Genomic DNA, 20,189 nt, shown 5'->3' with positions numbered 1-20,189 from the left:
TCTACTCCGCCCACAGTAGGTGGATCGGGACCTCCAGGGTCTTCGGTGCCTGGCCGCTCCACGCCCACCGATACCAGTCGACCTCCCGGCAGACGCGTACGCAGATGTCGCCCTCGACGCCGCTGTACGCGTCCGTGACCGCTCGCAGGTCCCGCTGGTCCTTCCCCGTCTTGTCCTCAGGCCCCGGCACCCGGACCACCCGAAGCCCGGTGACCGCCCGCACGTCCAGCGCCCGCCGCGGCGCCCGGGGCGGCGGCGCGTCGAGCGACACCAGCCGGAGGTCGGCCGTGCCGTCAGACGGCGTGACGGCGGTCGAGACCCGTTCGACCCACACCCGCTCCAGCGGTACGAGTGGAGCGAAAACCTCGGTCTGCTCGGCCTCGGCCCGGTACCACTCCTGCTCGGGAAGTGTCGGCACGTACGTCCGGCTCGCCTGCACCACGGCGTCGTCGATGCGCAGGTCGCCGCGCCACCCCAGGCCCGGCAGTCCGACGACCGCCCGGCGTCCCCGCAGGTCGCGCAGGCTCGAGGCGGGCACGAGCTCGATCCCGGCCGGTGTGCGTTCGGTACCGCCGGCAAGCAGATCCCAGTCGGGAAAGTCCTCGCCGCCGGGCAGGTCGCTCACGCCTTGACCCCCAAGGGTGCCCCCATCCGCTGCATGAACGGCACGGGGTCGATGGCGCCGTTGTTGCTCGGATCGCTGTTGATGTGGACCTCGAAGTGCAGGTGCGGCCCGGACGAGTGCCCGGTCGTCCCGGAGAACCCTATCTCCTGACCCGGCGCCACGTGCTGCCCCAGGACGACGCTCGGCTGCTTCACCATGTGGCAGTACCGCGTGAGGAGCCCGTTCGCATGCTGAATCTCTACGTACCAGCCGCACCCGAGCACCGACGGCGACCCGTCCCGCCAGCAGCCCCAGTCGGTGCCGTTGGCCAGGTGGGCCTGGCAGCGCACCTTCACGACCAGCCCGCCGGCGGCGGCCCGGATCGGCGTGCCCCGCGGCACGATCAGGTCGACGCCCTGGTGGGTCGGGCGCGACGCGGTACGGAACCCGGAGCCGACCTCGCCGTTGACCGGCGCCGTCCAGCCCGACGCGGCGATCTGGTCGCCGCTGACGCACTGCAGCTTCGTGGAGTCGCCGGCAGCGCGCGCCGCCCCGCCCGTCAGCGAGTTGACCACGGTGCTCGCCAGCTGTTCATGCTTGGCGTACGCGTTGGGGTACGCGCTACGCTGCACGCGCTGGGCGGCCTGGGTCAGGCTCATCCGCTCCCACCCCGGCACCGTCAGCAGCCGTTCGTAGAACTTCCGCGAGGCGTACTGCGGATCCATGATCTGCGCCGGCGTACCCCACCCGGTGCTCGGCCGCTGCTGAAACAGCCCGAGCGAGTCGTGATCGTTGCGCGCCCCGAGATCCGGCAGGTTGTGCAGGCTGGACTCCTGCATCGCGGTGGCCACGGCGATCACCCATCCGCGCGGCGGCACGTTCATGTCCTGCCCGACACGCACAATGATCGCGGCGTTGCGGACCTGCTCCTCGGACAGCTCGTGGTGGCTCGGCATCTTCGCGGCGGCGTCGACGAGCTGCCCGTTGCCGCACCCGGCGTCGTAGTTTTGCGTGTTACGCGCCGCGTCGAGGAAGAAGGCCACGACACCGCCGCCACAACACAACAGGAGCAGGACGGTGCAGAAGGCCGCGAGGAGCGCCGGCCGGATCCGCTTTTTCCCGGTTTGTACCTCGAGATCGTCGTCTTCCCCGAGAACGCTCACGCCGCCTCCCAGTCCAGCGAGGTGACCTGCCACCGCCCGTCGAAGACCTGCAGCTCCAGCACGATCGTGCCGCCCTCGGCCGGGAACTTGGCCACGGTCGCCGGCCCGACGCTCTGCAACTGAACCGCCCCGGTGATCGTCGCCGTCGGCACGTCGGCGGGGTCGGTGTCGGCGAGATCGACCATCAGCTCCGCCGAAGCGTCCGGCTTCAGCTCCGCCCGCCACTGCTCCCCGGTGATCCCAGGCTTACGCAGCCACGCCTTGACAAACCGATTGGCCACGGTCGAAACGTCCGCGGCCCCCTTGCTCAGCGAGGGTGACGCCACCGGCGTCTCGTCGACCCCGTCGTCCCCGAGCGAGCTGTACGGGTCCGGCGAAGTGGGCACAGGGGCCACGGTCGGCCCGAGCGCGTCGTTCGCCGACCGCCCACCCCCGTCGTCGAGCACGGTCCGCCCGACCCCCACGATCACGAGCACGACGACAACCAACACCAACGCGATGCCGTACCGCGTACCAAGCAGCCGCAGGACCGTACGCATGGCCGCCTACCCCGGAAGACTCGCCGACTCCGGCCGCCGAGCAGGCGGCCGATCGGCGGCGGACCGATCCGATTCGGGCCGGTAAATCGAGTAGGAGGGCGCATTCTCAGCGGGAACGTCGGGCTCCTCCCACCCCGGCTCCCGCCGCCGCCGAGGCTGCTGCGGCGTCCCTTCACGCGACGACCGCCCAGTCTCCGGCCGCTCAACAGGAACCGCGTCCCCACCGCCAGCCGAAGCGGCATCCTCACTCCGAGCCTCAGGCCGCTGCGACGTCTGCAGCTCCCCACCACCCCGCTGCGACCCGGGTTCCTTGGTCCCCCCGGCCTCAACAACCTTGAGTGCCGCCGCCTGCCGCACGTCACGCATGAAGAGCCGGTGCCAACTCCCAGCCGAGGTAATGGCCCGCGTCGAGTCCTTCCCGCCAAGCTGCGTGATCCGCCGGTAAGGCCGCAGCAACAGCCACCCCACAACCCCGGTAAGCCAGATGAGCAACACCTGCAACCAGGGAGCAAGCGAGCCCGTCTTCAAAATCAACGTAACGGCGAACAAATAAATCGCCGACCCAGTCCCAAATATGATGATGTTGAAGATCGCCGCAATGACCGCGTTACCGAGCCGCCGGAGCCCCGCATTCGCGGGCCGCAGCAACCCGAACGTCCCAAGAATCGGAGCCGCGATGACGGCCCAGCGGAAAATTAGGAAGCCCAAGATGACAAGCACCGATGCCGTGATATCAAACAACGCGAAGAACAGGGCAGAAATGATCGCCAAGAATCCGGAGCCAATTCGGTCCATGCCTCGGCTGCCTTGTAGGTGTTCGTAGGCCTCCGGATCTTCCGTGCGGATCTGCTCTGCGATCTTCATCCACCGTTGTTGTTTTTGCTCGGTGAGAATTCTCCGTTCGTTCGACTCGATCGGCGGTCCTGGGCGGTGCTCCCGGATTCGTTTGTCTTCCCCGTCGCGCGCGCGCTGTTCCGATGCCCGGATTCTTTGAATCTCATCCCAGCTGAAGGACTTCGCGTCGTACAGGGCTGGACCATACTTTTCGGCAGTCTGACTGTCCGCCGAGCCAAGGGTCCCACGCAGCCAGTTGCGATAGAGTAGTCCATCGACAACCGTGTCACTAGCACGTACCGCAGGAGGGCGGGTGTCGTTGCAGGCATTCGGGTCGAGATTCCGGCACTCGCTCGGGGGGATGCTCTGATCCGGCGGTCCTACTGCCCCGTGGATGGCGCCCAAGCTAGTGATCAGGGTTTGATCCGCGAGACCCGCTGACCAACTGGGCCATCTCGCAATTGCGGTGATCAGAATCATGATGAAGATTGCCCAGCCGGCCGTGGTTACCGCATTCGACAGGTCCGACTGCCTTGAGCGCCAGAGCAGGTAAAGGCCGACGATTACCAAGGTCACCGCACCGAAGGCAGTGAACACTTTTGAGTAGACCGCTTTGGTCGCGGTGTTGACCAACGGGTCGGCCCAGCCCCACATGTAGGATGGGTCCCACGCGCGTTCGCGAAGCGCGTTCGAGGCGCCAAGTACGCCGGTCGCGATCAGGAATTCGCCGTTTGCGACGGTGTTTTCGAACTCAGCGCTGGGGTTGGTCACCACCGATGCGCATTTGAGGTCATATGTCGTGAAGTCGTACCCGGCGTATCCGTATTCGCTGTAACGGAACAATAGTCGAGATCCGCGATCCGGCTCCGGTTGCTGGGCGAACCAGCCGGCCATGCCAGAGTCTGGGGCGCTCGGCGTTGGCGCATCCAGGCAGCTCACCTTCCCCTGAATGTCGACCTGCAGGCGGTCCGCGCAATTCTGGAAATTGCTAGGAGCACGCCACTCTTCGACTGTGCAGAGGGGGTCGCCTGGGGCGTGGGTTGGTGAGGCCGTGGCTGGGGGAGTGGGGGGGCCGAACAGTGTGGCCAGGGCCGTTACGAGGACCACGGCCACGTACACGGGCAGGCGTCTCACCGATCATCCTCCGGGTCCTCGTCGTGGACGTCCACGACCTCGCCGCCGACGGTGCCGGCGGTTGGAACACCCCCCGGTGTTGTGTCCAGGTAGCGCAGCAGGTCGGGGACGTACGACACGTCCACCCGGACCTTTTGCACGCGGCCGTCCACGTCGCGCATCACGAACTCGCGGAAGCCCAGTCGCGACGAGGAACTCGTGTCGACCTGGGAGAGAGCGGCCAGTGTCTGCTCGTAGCCCACGTCCGTCGGTACGCGCAGGAGGCGGAGCGCCTCCGCGGCGATCTCGGTGTCCTCGGCGATGCGGCCGACGAAGACGGTGGAGACGAGGTTCTGCACGTCCAGGCCGAGGATGTCCTTGGGGTTCTGCGAGGCGACGAGGGCGGCGAGGTTCCACTTGCGCGAGTCGCGGGCCAGGCGGACCAGGAAGGAACGGCCGGAGCGCCAGCCCTCCATGAAGTGCGCCTCGTCCAGGCCGACGAGCTTGCGCGCGGTCATGTCGCCGCCGTAGCAGCGGCGTACGGCCAGGCGGTGGGCGGTGTGGAGCATGGGCAGGGCGAGGGACTCCTCGGCCGACCAGTACTCGCGCTCGATCTTGAGGTCGGGGAGGCGGAGGCCGGCCATGGTGATGACCGTGAGGGCGGCGTCGGCGCCGAGGAGGCCGGGGGGTGGGGAGCCGAAGAAGAGCATGGCGAGCGGCATCTCGGCGGTGTCGAGCAGGAGGTTGCCGAGCTCGGCGGCGTCGTGGTCGCCGGTTTCGCGCAGGGAGCGGATCACGTCCTCGAGGGCTGAGGACTCTTCGGCCGGGACCTGGCGGACCGCGTGGCGCAGCATCGTGGCGGTCGAGGCCTCCCGGGCCACCTGCGGCGGTACGAGCATCATGCAGATGTCCTGCACGAGCATGCGGCGCTCGGCGCGTGCGTTGGAGATCGCGATCTCGAACTCGCGGTCGCCGGTCGGGCCGGGCGCGTAGTGGGATCGCTGCGGGGTGGGGATCAGGGAGTAGGGGGCGAGGGTGCCCTGCTCGGAGCCGGTCAGGTTGAGCACGCGGGCGTAGGGGGCCAGCTCGGGCATGCTGCACAGCCGCGCGAGCGGGCCGGACGGGTCGAGGAGGGTCACCTGTACCCCGCGCCGCGCGGCCAGGTAGCCCAGCGCGCCCATGAGGGTCGACTTGCCACCGCCCGGCTCGGCCACGAAGACCGCCAGGCCCGAGCGCTCGCGCACCTCCATCGGGAAGTGCAGGTCGAGGAAGACCGGGCGGCGGGACGTGCCGGCGGTACGGCCGATGAGGTCGCCGCGGCGGTCGCCGACGGTGGAGGCGGCCTGCGGCAGGGCGGCCGCGAAGAGCTTGACCGGCATCCGGCGCACGTAGCCGGTGTTGGCCAGCGGCTCGCCCGGGATGAACTCGCGGGCCAGCCAGTCCTGGTTCTTCGGGTGCTGCAGCGCGACGCGCATCTCGCGCGAGTACATCTGCGTGACCCGCCGCGCCCGCTCGAGGCACTCCTCGCGGGTGCGCCCGCCGACCGCGATGCGGTGCCAGCCGTGCGCGCGGGACGAGTCGACCGGCAGGCCGGTGCTGATCTCGTCGCCGATGGTGAGCGCGCGCCTGGCGAGGCGCTCGAGCTCCGGCGGCGCGTCGATGCCGTGCTCGGAGTAGTCGGCCTGCTGGGAACGGATCAGGCGCAGGCGGTGCTCGAGGTTGCGGAACGAGTCGCCGGGGCCCAGGATGTCGATCCGCGACGAGAGCTCCATCGGCCACGGCAGGCGCTCGTGGAAGTGCAGCCACGGCTCGTGCCGCTCGGGGATCTCCAGCGGCTCCATCCGGCCGACGGTGAGCACGGCGACGTGCCGCTCCTCGCCGCTGACCCGGTTGACCAGCTTCACCGTCGACCCGTACGGCGTGCGGTAGCGCTCCACCGCCTCGGTCAGGGCCAGCAGGTCGCCGGAGTCCCACGAGCCGTCGAGGGTGGTGATGGGCCCTGGCGGCGACATGCACAGCGCGACCGAGCGGTACAGCAGCCACTCGAGCTCGAAGGCGGTGACCCGCCGGCCACGCATGCCGAAGGCGCCGAGTACCTCGTCGAACTGCTCGACGGTGCGCGCCATCCGGCGCCGCTCGGCGTCGGCGACCCCGCGCTTGAACAGCGCCCCGATGCGCTCGGCGAAGGTGTCGCCCAGCGTGCGGCGGGCGAAGGCGATCCCGAGGTACGTCTGGCCCTCGGCATGATTGATCGACAACAGGTGCTTCTGCGCGGCGACCAGGTGGTCGGCCCACGTCGGGCCGCCGGCGGCGGGTAGCGGGCGCGGCGTGTTGCCGTCGACCACGCGCGCCCACTGGTCGGCCGGGAACGGCCTGGTCGTGCGGCGCAGGTGCAGCCGGAACCCGGCCAGGCCGGCGTACTGCTCGGAGATCGCCGACAGCAGTGCCTCCCGCTCGGCGTCGGCCCGGAACGACCAGCGCACCTCGGGCAGCCAGTACCACGCGGTGACCGTGTTGGGGGTGAACGTCAGGTGCCCAGCGATCTCGGTGATCGCCAGGTCGATCGCCGCACTGCGGTCCTTGTGCTGCGGCCTGGGCGTGCGGTCGAGCGGCGTCTTCCGGCCGCGCTGGGGCGGCGGCTGCATGCGCGGCGGGCGGGGCGGCTGCTGCGCCGGCACCCCGCGGTCGGGCGGGGTGCGCCGCGCCGGGGGCGGCGGCGCGGTGGTGACCGCCGCCGAGGGTTTCCGGGTTGTACCGCCGGTGCCCGCACCGGCCGTCCGTCCGCCCGGCTGGCCCACTCGTTCGGGGGCGCGGGCCGGGGACCGCTCGACCGGCTGGCCGAGCCGCTCGGGCGCCCGGGACTGGGACCGCTCGGCCTGGGTGAGCCGCTCCGGCGCGCGGGACTGGGACCGGTCGACCGGCTGGGCCGGCCGCTCTGTCGCCCGCGAGCCCAGCGCGGGCCGGGTGGCCAGGCGCTCGCCGTTGGTGCGCGCCGGCTCCGTGCCGCCGGCGGGGTTGCGCGGGACGGCCCGCTTCGGCGCGCGCAGGTCCTCGGGGGCCCGCGGCGCGCCCGAGGACGGCGCGGCGGAGATCGGGATGCCGGAGATCGGCTGGACGCGCTCGACCCGGCCGGGGCTCGGCTCAAGCGCCCGGAGCCGGTCGCGCGGGTGGCTGCCCGGCGGGTCGTCGAAGAGGCCCAGGAACGGCGAGTCGACGTCGGGCGCCGGCTGCGCGCTCACCGGCCGCTCGGCGCCTACCGGCCGCTCCGTGCCGCCGCGGCCGTGCGCCCCGGGCTGGCCGCCGGTGCCCTGGAACATCGCGACGCGGCCGCCCTCGGCCACCGCGCGCAGCCCGCCATCGTAATCGGTTGAATGCGCAGCGTCGTCGTCAAAGTCCGAGCGGTCCTGATGTCCCCCGGTTCTCCGGGGTGGCGGATTGGTCATACGAGATCACCGGTGAGTTCCGGGCGGATGCGCACCTTCGAGGCGACCAGGCGGGCGTCGCGCAGCTCGGAGCTGGGCTCGCGGGTGTGACGCCAGTCGGTCAGGGCGGTGCGGACCACCATGCGGGCGGGTCGATCGGGGTCGACGTAACGGAAGATCAGCGACGTCGCCACGATCGCGAGTGCGATCTCGTAGGCGGGGAAGTAGTCGACGTGCAGCGTGATCAGGTAGCGGATGAACATGAACAGCGGCACCAGGAGCGCGAACACGCCGTACTGCGCGTATGGCAGCTGGATCGGCAGCGTGTAACCGGGCGGCCCGAGGTAGACCAGGCGGGCCCGGTAGATGTCGTCGTCGGTGCGCAGGCGCATGGTCGGTCAGGCCTATTTGAAGATCAGGCTGACCAGCGAGTCGCCGAAGAAGAACAGCGACGCGGCGCCGGCGACGAAGGCCAGGCCGATGATCGCGATCGCCGAGCTGGTGAGAACACGCGACACCTCGCCCTTGCTCGCCCGGCCGATGAAGATCACCCCGAGCGCCGCGAGCAGGATCGGCACGATCTTGGTGGTGAAGAAGGTCAGGATGCCATCGGTGTTGATCGTCTTCGGCTCGGGTGACGGCGGAGCGAGGGCGATCGCATCCACGGCGCGTGCGGCGGAGCCCCACATCGCCTGGCCGATCTCCATCAACATCATCAGACCTCCCCGGAGGCGCGACGGGCGAGGTGCACGCCGCGCGTTAAGCCTCGCCGAAAAGACGACCCGGTGGTACAACCCCGGCTGCTGTGTCGCTCTCCAGCGGAACCTTATCCGGGTGTTTGCCCTGCTAAATGCCCATTGTCGGGTTTAACGGTCCGAATAACGTTCACTTGCAGAGAGTACGTTGCGGCCCTCTTTCCAACAAGCTGACCGGTCCGTGGTCGGTGTGCACAGTGTGACTCCTGTGGCGCCCGGCCGCGGCCCCAGCAGGGTTGTCGCAGGTCGCCACCGAGCGCCTCCGTTGAGTTGAGTACCTTCATTCAAGTGATGGTCTTGCGACGTCCCTCCCCCGTGGTGATGGGTGTGCTCAACGTGACCCCGGACAGCTTCTCCGACGGCGGTCGCTACGCGGACCTGGACGCGGCCGTGGAGCACGCGCGGCAGATGTGCGACGAGGGCGCCGACGTCATCGACGTGGGCGGCGAGAGCACCCGGCCGGGCGCCGACCGGGTCGACGCGCCGACCGAGCTGGCCCGGGTGCTGCCGGTGATCCGGGCGCTGGCCGGCGAGGGCGTCACGATGAGCATCGACACGACCCGTGCCGCCGTCGCCGCGGCCGCGATCGAGGCCGGCGTCGAGCTGGTCAACGACGTCTCCGGCGGGCTCGCCGATGCGGACATGGCCCGGGTGGTCGCCGACGCAGGCTGCCCGTGGGTGCTCATGCACTGGCGCGGGCACTCCCGCCGGATGTCCGACCTGGCCGTTTACGACGACGTGGTCAAGGAGGTCTCCGCCGAGCTGCTGGAGCGGGTCGACGCGGCGGTCGCCGCCGGCGTGGCACCCGACCGGCTGATCCTCGACCCCGGCCTCGGCTTCGCTAAGAAGCCGGAGCACACCTGGCGGCTCGCCGCCCACCTGCCCGACCTCATCGGGCTGGGCCATCCGGTCCTGGTCGGATCGAGCCGGAAGTCGCACCTGGGCCGGCTGCTCGCCGACGCCGAGGGCCGCGACCGCCCGACCGGGGAACGGGAGGCCGCGACCATCGCCACCACGGTGTTGTCGGTCGCCGCCGGCGCGTGGGGCGTGCGCGTGCACGAGGTCCGTGGCAACGTGGATGCGATCAAGGTCTGGCAGGCGACGAAGGCGGCGCGATGACATCTTCCACGGACCGCATCGCCCTGAGCGGGCTCAAGGTCCGGGGCTACCACGGCGTGTTCGACTTCGAGCGCCGCGAGGGCCAGGACTTCGTCATCGACGTGGTCCTGGAGCTCGACCTGCGCCCGGCCGCGGCCTCCGACGACGTCGCCGACACCGTGCACTACGGCGAGCTGGCCGAGCGGCTGGCGGCGGTGGTGTCGGGCGAGCCGGTCGACCTGATCGAGACGCTCGCCGGGCGCCTGGCCGACGTCTGCCTGGCCGACGTCCGGGTCGGCGCGGCGACCGTGACCGTGCACAAGCCCCAGGCGCCAATCCCGCTGGAGTTCGCCGACGTCGCCGTCGTGATCCGCCGGGAGAGGCTATGACCGGTCCGGAGCGAAGCGTCGCCTGGTCTGGGTCGATCTTTGCGAAGCCTCATCGAGCCAGACTGGGCGTAGGGGCCGGTCATCATGGGCTCAGGTCCAAGTCATGCCGCGGCCGGAGCGAAGCGGAGGTTTCGGCATGACCCGGGCGGTGCTGGCGTTGGGCAGTAACCTGGGCGACCGGGAGGCACACCTGCGTGCCGCCGTCGCCGGGCTGGGGGACTCGGTCGTGGTGGTCTCCGGGGTGTACGAGACCCCGCCGTGGGGCGACCCCGACCAGCCGCACTACCTCAACGCGGTGCTGCTCGCGACCGACCCGGGGGCGGCCCCGAAGGACTGGCTCGCGACCGCCCACCGGCTCGAGGAGGCGGCCGGTCGCGTGCGAGACCCCGGGCGCAGGTTCGGCCCGCGTACCCTTGACGTTGACGTGATTGCCGTGTGGAACGACGACGGGGAGCCGGTGACCTCCGACGATCCCGAGTTGACGCTGCCGCATCCGCGCGCCCATCTGCGGGCCTTCGTGCTCCGGCCGTGGATCGACATCCAGCCTTATGCCTGGCTGCCCGGGCGGGGCTGGGTCAATGACCTGCTCCGCGACGACGCGGTCGCAGGTGACCTCGCCGACCTGCGCCCAAGAGTTGACGTCCACCTCGATTCGTGATCTGGAGCGGAAGCCGATGGCCACGCCGTCACCCGAAGAGCCCAACGGAAGCGGACCGGGCGGTCCCAAGGGCCGGATGGAGCCGACCCGTCCGGCCACGCTGGTCGTCGCGGCGCTCGCCACGACCGCGCTGGCCTGGATCGCCATCAGCAACTTCTGGAACAGCCTCCCCACCCTGCCCTGGCTGCCACCGCTGACGCTCATCGGCCTGGCGATATTCGAGGGCATCGAGGCGTACTCCACGCGCAACCGGATCCTGCGCAAGGAGGGCGCCGGGCCGCTGCGGCCGCTCGTGATCGCCCGCTACGCGGTGCTCGGCAAGGCGTCGGCGCTGGTCGCCGCGCTGTTCGGGGGCGTATACGTGGGGCTGGCGTCCTGGCTGCTCACGCAGCGTGGCGTGCTGGCGAAGGTCTCCGAGAACCTGCCGCAGGCCCTGCTCGGCGTGGCCGGCTCCATCGTGCTGATCGCCGCCGCGCTCTGGCTCGAGCGCTCCTGCCGGGTGCCCCCCAAGGGCCGCGACAAGGATCTGCCCAGGCAGAGCCGCCAGGACGGGGCGGACCGGGCCCCGGACGACCAGATCGCCTGAGAGCGCTCGGCCGCACACGGCAGGCGGGTCCCGGCCGTTCGGCGCAGGATCGTACAAAGACCTGCGGTTTGGTACGCCAGGGGCTGTCGCTGGTCACAATCCGCGGTTACTGTGCGACCCGTACCGGTCGGTTGGCAGGAGGCGCGCGCCATGGCGTACGACGACTCGCGGTTCCGTGGTGAGCCCGGGTTCCGGGAAGAGCCCGACTTTCGCAGCGGAGGCGTGCCCGAGGACGCGCCCACGCTGGGCGTGTCTAACCAGTCGGTCTACACGCCCGGCAGCTACCCGGTCTCGCCCGCCTACGGCGCGCCCAGCGAGAGCACGCTCGGGCTGAGCGCCAGCCGGCGCCGGACCCCCACCGCGCAGCAGCTCGGCGACGTGTTCGACGACCCCGAGCACGGCGAGCCCGGCCGCGACCGGCTGGCCGTGCACGCGCTGTGGGAGATGGTCCTGCTGCTCGCCGCGGCCGCCCTGCTGTACCTGCTGCACGACGCCAGCCCAGCCGCGCTGCGCGGCACCGAGTTGCAGTCGCTGCTGCTCTCCGGGGCCGAGCTGGGCCTGGTCGCGATGGCCGTGGGCCTCACGCTGCGGGCCGGCGCGCCCAACCTTGCCGTCGGCCCGATCGCCTTCGCCGCGGCGCTGTTCTTCGCCAGCAACTCCGACCGTGGCCTGGCCATGACGGCCGCCATCACCGGGCTGATCTCCGTCGGCGTCGGTGTCGTGATCGCCGTGCTGGTCGTCGCGTTCCACGTGCCCGGCTGGGCGGCCAGCTTCGGCGTCGCACTCGCGCTGGTGTCCTGGATCGCCGACCAGCGGGACCAGAAGATCGTCACCGGCGCCTACGACCCGCACCACCACGCGCTGTGGTGGGCGCTCGCCGTGCTGGTCGTCGCGGTCGGCGGCGCCGCGCTGGGGCTGATCCGGTCCGTGCGCCGCTCGGTGGGCCGGTTCCGGCCCGTGCACGACCCGGCCGACCGGCGCGGCGGCGGCGCGGCCACCGTCACGGGCCTCTCGATCGCCGGGTCGGCGCTGCTGGCCGCGATGGCCGGGGTGCTCATCGCGCTCGACGAGCGCAGCGTCGCCGCCGCGGACGGCTCGGCGTCGATCGGCGGGCTCACGCTCACCGGCCTGGCGCTCGGCGCGGCGCTCGCGGGCGGCACGTCCGCCTACGGCCGCCGCGGCGGGCTGTTCGGCACGATCCTCGCCGTCGCGGTGATCACGCTGCTGCTGCGCTACACGGCCGCCGAGGGCTGGAGCCTCCCACCGTTCGCCCTGGGCGCCGGCGCGATCGCGCTCGGCCTCGTGGTGACCCGCCTCGTGGAGACGTTCGGCCGGCCGCGTATCACGCCGGACGACGCCGGCGAGGACAGCTGGACGCCGCCGTCGATCACGGCCCAGGCCGAGCCGGACAACGACTGGTCGCCGCCGTCCAGCCACACCGGGAGCTGGCCCTCGTCGCCGGGCGGCGGCGCGGACGGAGGCTGGGGCGTCGAGGAGCGCTGGGGCACCCGATAACCTTGTCCCCATGACCGAAGCCACGCTGGCCCAGCTCGACGCGCTGCCGACGGACGAGCTCAGGGACCGCGCGTTCACCCTCGCTCGGCAGCGTCGTGACATCAAGTTCTTCTGGGACCTGTTCACGCACGTGACCTACAGCGACGACGACACGCAGGACGGCTGGATCGGCTCGCTCGACGCGACCATCGACGACGCGGTCGCCCTGTGGCGTGAGGTCACCGGCCACCACTACGGCGACGCCGAGCCGCTGGTCCGGGCCGCGTTCATCGACTACATCCTGCAGCACAGCAAGTAGCACGAACGCCGGCAAACATCAGCAAAGCCGGCCATTTACGCGGGCGGTTTAGGTTTCGCGGCCGGCGGGCCTAATCCGGGCATGGCAATCACGCGATCCCGTTACCGCACCGCGACGAGCGCCGGTACACTCTTCGCCTTCCTGCTGGTGCTGATCTTCGGCAGCCCCTGGTACGTCGACTGGGCCCGGTCGGCCGACCGGGGGATCTTCCTGGAGACGCTGGCCTGGCCGGCGTGGAGCTTCGACTCCGACGCCTCCGTGCGCGACCTGCTCGGGGCCGACCTCAAGGCCATCCTGCTGGTCGTCTTCACGGCGCTGTTCCTCACGCTGCTCGTCGGCGCGCAGCTCGCCAGCGCGCGCGGCACCCTCTCGGCGATCCTCACCGGCTGGGCCGCATACATGTTCGCCGCGGCGCTCGCCGCCTTCATCACGTCGTTCCTGCTGCCGCACGCCTCGCTCGGCCAGGCCACCGTGAACGCGGCCGCCGGCGCGGGCTACGGCCTGATCGTCGGCTGGATCATCGGCCTGGCGACGATGGCCGGGCGGCGGCCGTAGCCCCACGCGGTACCGGCTGGGCAACGCCGTACCGGATCGGTCCGGCGGAGGACCGCCGCGCAAGATCAGGCAGACGAATCCACCGCCGCGGACGCCAGGGCGACCTGGACGTCGGCGGCGGTGAGCGCGCCGAGCGGCGAGTCGCCGTCGCGCACGACCACGGCGCCGCGGCCCGCGGCGAGCATCGCCCCGAACGCCTCCCGCAGCGTCGCGCCGGCCGTCACCACCGGCGCGCCGGCGCCCGCCTCGGCGACCGGTCGCAGCCCGTCGGACGGGATCGGCGTCACCGACAGCCGCATGATGCCGCGGTCCTCGCCGACGAACCGCTCCACGAAGTCGTTGCCCGGCCGGGCCAGCAGCTCCGCCGGCGTGGCGTACTGCTGCAACTGCGCGTGGTCGGACAGCACCGCGATGCGGTCGCCGAGCTTGATCGCCTCCTGCAGGTCGTGCGTGACCAGGATCGTGGTCGTGCGCACCGCCTCCCGCAGGCGGAGGAACTCGTCCTGCAGCCGGCCCCGGTTGATCGGATCGACGGCCGAGAACGGCTCGTCCATGAGCAGCACCCGCGGGTCGGCGGCGAGCGCGCGGGCAAACCCGACCCGCTGGCGCTGCCCGCCGGACAGCTCGTGCGGGTAGCGGCCCGCGTATCGCCCCGGCTCCAGGCCGACCAGCTCCAGCAGCTCGTCGGTGCGCTCGTCGATGCGCCGGCGGTCCCAGCCGAGCATCCGCGGCACCGTGCCCACATTGGCGCGCACGGTCTGGTGGGGGAAGAGCCCGACGTTCTGGATGACGTACCCGATGGTCCGGCGCAGCCGCACGGGGTCGGCGGTGGTCACGTCGGCGCCGTCGATGAGGATCCGGCCGTCGGTGGGCTCGATCAGCCGGTTGACCATCCGCAGGACGGTCGACTTGCCGCAGCCGGAGGGGCCGATGAGGACGGTGACCTCGCCGCTGCCGATCTCGAGGCTCAGCTCGCCGACCGCCACCGTGCCGTCCGGATACACCTTGCGCAGCCGATCGAGCGTGATCGGCGCGGCATCGTGCTTCGCGGTAACGTCCACGCATGTCCTTCCTGGCCCGTGGTGAGGCGGGCAATCCCTGGTTCTCCTGGTCGTATGTCCGGGACAACTACGACACGCTCCGGGATGCGCTCCTCGACCACGTCGTGATCACGGTGTGGTCGGTGGCCATCGCAGTGGTCATCGCGATTCCGCTGGCGGTGCTGGCGTACTGGGTGCGCCCGCTCGCCACGCCGATTCTGACATCAGCCGGCGTGCTTTACACGATTCCGTCGCTGGCCCTGCTGGCCTTCCTGGCCCCGTTCATGGGCACGGGACGGTCCCCGGTGATCGTGGCGCTGACGTCGTACGCCCTGATCGTGCTCATCCGCAACGCCCTCACCGGCCTGCTGCAGGTGCCCGAGGACGTGCGTGAGGCGGCCACCGCGATGGGGTACACCAGGCTGGCCCAGCTCTGGCGGGTCGAACTGCCGCTCGCCCTGCCGGGCATCCTCACCGGGCTGCGGCTGGCGACCGTCTCGACAGTGGCGTTGGTCACCGTCGGCGCGATCGTGGGCTCCCAGGGTGGGCTCGGCGGGCTGATCCTGGCCGGCTTCCGCAACAACTTCTACAAGGCGGAGATCGCCACCGCGGCGGTCGCGTGCGTCGCCCTGGCGCTGGTCTTCGACCTGGTGCTGATCCTGGTGAGCCGCCTCCTCACGCCCTGGACGAGGAGGCGTAGCGCGTGAATGTCATCAATGAGGCGATCGTCTGGTTCAACGACCCGCTGAACTGGACCAACCCCGGCGGCATCCTGGATCGGCTGCAGGAGCACATCGAGATCTCCGTCATGGCGGTCCTGCTCGGCTGCGCGGTCGCCTGGCCGCTGGGCATCACGCTCGGCCGCCGCGGCGCCGCCGCCGGGCTCATCGTGCTGCTGTCCAACCTTACCCAGGCCGTGCCGGTGGTGGCGCTGCTGACGATCCTCACCCTCACCCCGCTGGGTCTGGGCAAGCCCGCCGTCGTCATCGCGCTGGCCGTGTTCGCGGTGCCGTCGCTGCTGGCCAACGCCTACACCGGGATGCGCGAGATCGACCCCGAGGTCCGCGACGCGGCCCGCGGCATGGGCATGACCTCCGCGCAGCGGCTGTTCCGGGTGGAGCTGCCGCTGGCGGTACCGTTCCTGGCCACCGGCCTGCGGATCGCGACCACCACCGTGGTGGCCACCGCGACCCTGGCCACCGCGGTCAACGGCGGCGGCCTCGGGATGATTATCTCGGCCGGCTTCGGGTTAGGGCCCGGCCACGGCGGGCAGATTCTTGCCGGAGCGATCCTCGTCGCGGGCCTGGCCCTGCTCATCGACGGGGTGATGGCGCTCATAGAGCGCAAGATCACACCACGGGTGCTGCGGCGGGCCGCGGGCCGGTCGTGAGCGCTGCCATAAGGGTTTCGTAACCGGTCGTTACGAAAACGTGCCTGGTTGCGGTTGCCGAATTTCCATCGCCGGAGTTGCCTATTTGGAAGCGGGCGGGCTTCATTGCCGATAGCGCCGCCCGTCGGACACGCGGCCGGTCACAGTGATCGCGCCGGGACACGGAAGGCGGGCCATTTTGCGAACAGCCATGCGCGCCACGCTCGGGATAGTCCTCAGTCTTGCCGCCCTGGGCCTCACCGCCTGCGGCAAGGAGGGCTCCTCGGGCACCCAGGCGCCGGCCAGCGTCAGCGGGGCGGGATGCGCTCCGGTCGCCGGGGACAAGCTTGTCGTCCTCGACGACGACAAGAAGCTCCAGCAGGCGGACAACGTCATCCCGGCGATCAACACGAAGGTCGCCGATCCGGCCCTCGTCGCCGCGCTCGACAAGGTCTCCGACGCGTTGACCCCCGAGAAGCTCATCGCGCTCAACAAGGCGGTCGACGTCGACCGCAAGACCTCCAAGGTCGCGGCGGAGGACTTCGCCAAGGCCGAGAACCTCACCACCGGCATCGAGAAGGGCAAGGGCGGTGCGATCAAGATCGGCGCCGCGAACTTCTCGGAGAGCGCCACGCTGGGCGCCCTCTACGAGATCGTCCTCGACGCCGCCGGCTACGACGCCTCGGTCCAGACCATCGGTCAGCGCGAGGTGTACTACGGCCAGCTCACCAAGGGCGACATCCAGGTCGTGCCGGAGTACGCCGCGACCCTGACCGAGTTCATCAACCAGTCGGTCAACGGCAAGGACGCGGCGCCGCTCGCCTCGGGCGACGTCGACAAGACCGTGGCCGCGCTGAAGGACCTCGGCGGCAAGCAGGGCCTGTCGTTCGGCAAGGCGTCCACGGCGACCGACGGCAACGCGTTCGCGGTGACGTCGGACTTTGCCACCAAGCACGGCCTGAAGACGCTCAGCGACTTCGCCGCGAAGTGCTCGGGCCAGGCCACGGTCCTGGGCGGCCCGCCGGAGTGCCCGCAGCGGCCGTTCTGCCAGCCGGGTCTGCAGAAGACGTACGGCATCCAGTTCGGCAAGGTGCTGAGCCTGGACGCCGGCGGCCCGCAGAGCAAGGACGCGCTCAAGAAGGGCACCGCGTCGATAGTGCTCGTGTTCTCGTCCGACGGCTCGCTCGGCTAGCCCCTCCGTTTGTCCCTCGTACCGCTTCGCCGAGGCGGTACGAGGGGACATTTCGTTTGTGCTGAAGACGGGGTAAGTTCTCTGCTCATGCCGGCCGCGGAGACCACCGGAACCCCCGGGGTAAAGCGGAGCACCAAGCTGCTCCAGCTGCTCTTCTGGGGTGGGGTCGGCATTTCGCCGCTGGCCGCCCTGCTGCTGCTCGTGGGCAGCGGGTTCGTCCTGCAGGTCGCGGCGGTGCTGGCCGTCCTCGTCGTGCTGCTCATCGGGCTGTCGATCGCGCTGCGTCCCGGCGGCGACACGGTGCGCGGCGAGGTCGAGGAGCTGGTGTACGAGGAGATCGACACCCTGCGCGAGGACATCCGCGGCGACATCACGCACGCGGCCCGCGCCACCCACGGTCAGCTGATGGAGCGCATCGGCACGCTGCACGAGACCGTCGACGCGCTGCGCAACCAGGTCGACATGATGCGCGGGCAGCTCGAGCGCGCCGCGGCGCAGCCGCCGCACCCGACGCACCCCGCCGGCTCGGCGTCGGTGCCACAGGGCGTTCTGCGGCACACCGAGACCGTTCAGGTCACCACCAAGACGATGGTGGTCGACCCCACCGAGTCCCGCTCCGGCACCGTCTACGGCGCCCCGCCCGCGCCGCGGGCGGACATTCCGCAGCAGCGCCGCCCGGACCGCTCCGAGCGGGTGTCCGAGCGCGCCTCGGGCCGCCCCGACCCGCGGCAGGACCGGCCCGACCAGTGGGCCGACCCTCGCCTGGAGCACCGGCAGGAGCAGCGGCCGCACCCCGACCGGGGCTTCGATCGCCCCGAGCGGGTCGGCCGGTCCGAGTGGACCGAGCGCAGCGAACGCTCCGAGCGCAGTGAGTGGATCGAGCGCGGCGACCCCCGCCGTGACGAGCGGGGGCGTGACGAGCGGGGGCGTGACGAGCGCGGTCGTAACGACTCGCGCGAACAGCCCTGGCGTGAGGAGTCCCGCGAGCAGTCTCGTGAACAGTCTCGTGAACAGTCGTGGACCGAGCAGCTGCTGCACGAGCGCATGGCCCAGGCCGACAGCGGGGACTGGCCGCAGACCCAGCCCCGCGGCGAGGTCGAGCGGCGCGGCGGGCGGCGCCGGGCGCCGGACCCGGACGACGAGGGCAACGTCACCGGCGTGCGTACGACCGACCGCTGGGCCTCCGTGCACAGCGACGAGCGCGGCGGCCGGGAGCTGCGCATGGGCGAGCGGCGGGCCGCCGTCCACGCCGACGAGACCGGCACCCACGTGCGCATCGAGGACCGCTGGGCGAGCGTGCGGCACGAGGAGTACTACCCGGAAGAACCGCGCACCGGCGGGCACCGGGCCGCGATCGAGGACGACCGCGACGACGACCGCGGCAGCGGGCGGCACGGCGGCTCGCGCCACGACGAGCGGGACGACGACCACGACTCGCGGTACGACGCCCGCTACGACTCCGGCACCGAGAGTCCGCGCCGCTCCGAGGCCCGCCGCGAACGCGAGCGCGACCGGGCCGCGCACGAACCGGAGCGCGGCGGCCGCCGGCGCGCCGAGGCGCACTGGTCGGACAGCAGCTACGAGGAGGCCCGCCGCGACGAGAGCGGCGCGACGCGCTGGTCGGAGGTGCGCCGCGACCGGCCCGACCGGCCCGCTCTAGGCGGCTCGCCGGCGGCGCTGCCCGCCTCGCCAGCCGAGCCCGCGTCGCGGTGGACCCCGGGCCCGGGCGGCCTTTCCGGGGCCGAACGCGACGAGGAGCGCGTCTCGCGGCGCGCGCGGCCGGCGGACGATGACGAGGAGTACGGCTGGAACGGCGCCCGCGACGAGCAGCGCGGCCGGGCCGCCCGGCAGATCGTCGACTTCGAGGGCAGCGACGACCGCTGGCGCTAGGCGCCCACCGCTACTTGTCGATGTCGCCCACGACGAAGAACATCGAGCCCAGAATCGCGATGAGGTCTGGCACGAGCGTGCCCGGCAGCAGCGTCGACAGCGCCTGGACGTTGGCGTAGGACGCGGTGCGCAGCTTGAGCCGCCACGGCGTCTTCTCGCCGCGGGAGACCAGGTAGTAGCCGTTCACGCCGAGCGGGTTCTCGGTCCAGGCGTACGTGTGGCCCTCCGGCGCCTTGACCACCTTCGGCAGCCGGACGTTGACCGGCCCGGTGAGCCGGTCGACCCGGTCCAGGCACTCCTGGGCGAGGTCGAGGGAGACGTACACCTGGTCGAGCATCACCTCGAAGCGCGCATGGCAGTCGCCCCCGGTGCGCGTCACCACCGGCACCGACAGCTCGCCGTAGGCGAGGTACGGCTCGTCCCGGCGCAGGTCGATGTCCAGCCCGGAGGCGCGGGCGACCGGGCCCGACGCGCCGTAGGCGGCCGCCTGGGCCGCGGTGAGCACCCCGACGCCGACCGTGCGGGCCAGGAAGATCTCGTTGCGCCGGATCAGGTTGTCGAGGTCCGGCATCCGCCGGCGGACCTGGTCGATCGCGGCCCGCGCCCGCCCGGTCCAGCCGGCCGGGACCTCCTCCTTGAGCCCGCCGACGCGGTTGTACATGTAGTGCATGCGCCCGCCCGAGGCCTCCTCGAGCACCGCCTGGATCGTCTCGCGCTCGCGGAAGGCGTAGAAGACCGGCGTGATCGCTCCGATCTCCAGCGGATACGACCCGAGGAACATCAGGTGGTTGAGCACTCGGTTGAGCTCGGCGAGCGCGGTGCGCAGCCACACGGCGCGCTCGGGGACCTCGATGCCCATCAGGCGCTCGACCGCGAGCACGACCCCCAGTTCGTTGCAGAACGCCGAGAGCCAGTCGTGGCGGTTGGCCAGCATGATGATCTGCCGGTAGTCGCGCACCTCGAAGAGCTTCTCCGCGCCCCGGTGCATGTAGCCGATGATCGGCTCGGCGCTGACCACGCGCTCGCCGTCCAGCACCAGCCGCAGGCGCAGCACGCCGTGCGTGGAGGGGTGCTGCGGCCCGATGTTGAGCACCATGTCGGCGGTGTCGAGGCCCGCACCGGTCCCGACCGTCAGCTCGGACGTCATGCGGTAAGCCTAGAACGCCCGC

At 71.3% G+C, this 20,189-nt stretch carries 20 protein-coding genes; 11 read left to right on the top strand and 9 right to left on the bottom strand.

The window, feature by feature from the left end:
* Position 1 precedes the first annotated feature (1 nt).
* The 7 genes from ACGFI8_RS06520 to ACGFI8_RS06490 all read right to left on the bottom strand — a co-directional run bounded on the left by ACGFI8_RS06520 (position 2) and on the right by ACGFI8_RS06490 (position 8,391).
* Positions 2–625, bottom strand: coding sequence for a hypothetical protein (locus ACGFI8_RS06520; RefSeq protein ID WP_392800808.1), 624 nt, complete (start codon positions 623–625; stop codon positions 2–4).
* On the bottom strand, positions 622–1,767 hold the full coding sequence (locus tag ACGFI8_RS06515) for a M23 family metallopeptidase (RefSeq protein ID WP_392800805.1): 1,146 nt from the start codon (positions 1,765–1,767) through the stop codon (positions 622–624). The genes ACGFI8_RS06520 and ACGFI8_RS06515 overlap by 4 nt, the downstream gene beginning before the upstream one ends.
* Positions 1,764–2,306, bottom strand: a complete 543-nt coding sequence (locus ACGFI8_RS06510) for a hypothetical protein (protein WP_392800803.1) — start codon at positions 2,304–2,306, stop codon at positions 1,764–1,766. Before ACGFI8_RS06510 ends, ACGFI8_RS06515 begins: the two co-directional genes overlap by 4 nt.
* A 6-nt stretch (positions 2,307–2,312) precedes the next feature.
* Positions 2,313–4,274 (bottom strand): MFS transporter, encoded by a 1,962-nt coding sequence (locus tag ACGFI8_RS06505; RefSeq protein WP_392800800.1) that lies wholly within the window; start codon positions 4,272–4,274, stop codon positions 2,313–2,315.
* Positions 4,271–7,570, bottom strand: a complete 3,300-nt coding sequence (locus tag ACGFI8_RS06500) for an ATP-binding protein (RefSeq protein ID WP_392801255.1) — start codon at positions 7,568–7,570, stop codon at positions 4,271–4,273. The genes ACGFI8_RS06505 and ACGFI8_RS06500 overlap by 4 nt, the downstream gene beginning before the upstream one ends.
* Positions 7,571–7,692: 122 nt before the next feature.
* Positions 7,693–8,067, bottom strand: a complete 375-nt coding sequence (locus tag ACGFI8_RS06495) for a hypothetical protein (protein ID WP_350544567.1) — start codon at positions 8,065–8,067, stop codon at positions 7,693–7,695.
* Positions 8,068–8,079: 12 nt separating this feature from the next.
* The gene (locus tag ACGFI8_RS06490) at positions 8,080–8,391 is read right to left on the bottom strand and encodes a hypothetical protein (protein WP_392801252.1); all 312 of its coding nucleotides are present in this window, start codon (positions 8,389–8,391) and stop codon (positions 8,080–8,082) included.
* A gap of 330 nt (positions 8,392–8,721) precedes the next feature.
* Here ACGFI8_RS06490 and folP point away from each other — a divergent pair, with 330 nt between their 5' ends.
* The 7 genes from folP (at position 8,722) to ACGFI8_RS06455 (ending at position 13,529) form a co-directional block, all read left to right on the top strand.
* A complete protein-coding gene (gene folP, locus ACGFI8_RS06485) occupies positions 8,722–9,549 on the top strand; it encodes a dihydropteroate synthase (protein ID WP_392801249.1) in 828 nt (275 codons plus the stop codon).
* Positions 9,546–9,917 (top strand): dihydroneopterin aldolase, encoded by a 372-nt coding sequence (gene folB, locus ACGFI8_RS06480; protein WP_392800797.1) that lies wholly within the window; start codon positions 9,546–9,548, stop codon positions 9,915–9,917. The genes folP and folB overlap by 4 nt, the downstream gene beginning before the upstream one ends.
* Positions 9,918–10,053: 136 nt before the next feature.
* Positions 10,054–10,575, top strand: coding sequence for a 2-amino-4-hydroxy-6-hydroxymethyldihydropteridine diphosphokinase (folK, locus tag ACGFI8_RS06475; RefSeq protein ID WP_392800794.1), 522 nt, complete (start codon positions 10,054–10,056; stop codon positions 10,573–10,575).
* Between the two features lie 76 nt (positions 10,576–10,651).
* Positions 10,652–11,161 (top strand): DUF3180 domain-containing protein, encoded by a 510-nt coding sequence (locus ACGFI8_RS06470; protein ID WP_392800791.1) that lies wholly within the window; start codon positions 10,652–10,654, stop codon positions 11,159–11,161.
* Between the two features lie 150 nt (positions 11,162–11,311).
* The gene (locus tag ACGFI8_RS06465) at positions 11,312–12,676 is read left to right on the top strand and encodes an ABC transporter permease (protein ID WP_392800788.1); all 1,365 of its coding nucleotides are present in this window, start codon (positions 11,312–11,314) and stop codon (positions 12,674–12,676) included.
* Between the two features lie 10 nt (positions 12,677–12,686).
* Positions 12,687–12,974 (top strand): hypothetical protein, encoded by a 288-nt coding sequence (locus ACGFI8_RS06460; RefSeq protein ID WP_392800785.1) that lies wholly within the window; start codon positions 12,687–12,689, stop codon positions 12,972–12,974.
* 81 nt (positions 12,975–13,055) lie between these two features.
* Positions 13,056–13,529 carry a hypothetical protein gene (locus tag ACGFI8_RS06455; RefSeq protein ID WP_392800782.1) on the top strand — a complete coding sequence of 158 codons (474 nt, stop codon included), beginning with the start codon at positions 13,056–13,058 and terminating at the stop codon, positions 13,527–13,529.
* Positions 13,530–13,594: 65 nt separating this feature from the next.
* Here ACGFI8_RS06455 and ACGFI8_RS06450 read toward each other — a convergent pair whose 3' ends face one another.
* On the bottom strand, positions 13,595–14,590 hold the full coding sequence (locus ACGFI8_RS06450; protein ID WP_392800780.1) for an ABC transporter ATP-binding protein: 996 nt from the start codon (positions 14,588–14,590) through the stop codon (positions 13,595–13,597).
* A gap of 2 nt (positions 14,591–14,592) precedes the next feature.
* Here ACGFI8_RS06450 and ACGFI8_RS06445 point away from each other — a divergent pair, with 2 nt between their 5' ends.
* The 4 genes from ACGFI8_RS06445 to ACGFI8_RS06430 all read left to right on the top strand — a co-directional run bounded on the left by ACGFI8_RS06445 (position 14,593) and on the right by ACGFI8_RS06430 (position 19,020).
* Positions 14,593–15,276 carry an ABC transporter permease gene (locus ACGFI8_RS06445; protein ID WP_392800777.1) on the top strand — a complete coding sequence of 228 codons (684 nt, stop codon included), beginning with the start codon at positions 14,593–14,595 and terminating at the stop codon, positions 15,274–15,276.
* On the top strand, positions 15,273–15,959 hold the full coding sequence (locus ACGFI8_RS06440) for an ABC transporter permease (RefSeq protein WP_392800775.1): 687 nt from the start codon (positions 15,273–15,275) through the stop codon (positions 15,957–15,959). Before ACGFI8_RS06445 ends, ACGFI8_RS06440 begins: the two co-directional genes overlap by 4 nt.
* Positions 15,960–16,149: 190 nt before the next feature.
* Complete coding sequence (locus ACGFI8_RS06435) at positions 16,150–17,130, top strand: glycine betaine ABC transporter substrate-binding protein (protein ID WP_392800772.1); 981 nt, start codon at positions 16,150–16,152, stop codon at positions 17,128–17,130.
* A gap of 87 nt (positions 17,131–17,217) precedes the next feature.
* Positions 17,218–19,020 (top strand): hypothetical protein, encoded by a 1,803-nt coding sequence (locus ACGFI8_RS06430; RefSeq protein ID WP_392800770.1) that lies wholly within the window; start codon positions 17,218–17,220, stop codon positions 19,018–19,020.
* A gap of 10 nt (positions 19,021–19,030) precedes the next feature.
* On the opposite strand, the gene ACGFI8_RS06425 is transcribed toward ACGFI8_RS06430, so the two are convergent.
* Positions 19,031–20,167, bottom strand: a complete 1,137-nt coding sequence (locus ACGFI8_RS06425) for an NADH-quinone oxidoreductase subunit D (RefSeq protein WP_392800767.1) — start codon at positions 20,165–20,167, stop codon at positions 19,031–19,033.
* Positions 20,168–20,189: the final 22 nt, after the last annotated feature.

The sequence above is a fragment of the Dactylosporangium sp. NPDC048998 genome, from assembly GCF_043197855.1.
Lineage (GTDB): Bacteria > Actinomycetota > Actinomycetes > Mycobacteriales > Micromonosporaceae > Dactylosporangium.
Note: the sequence above shows the minus strand (reverse complement) of the source record. Positions and strands in the feature narration are given on the sequence as shown.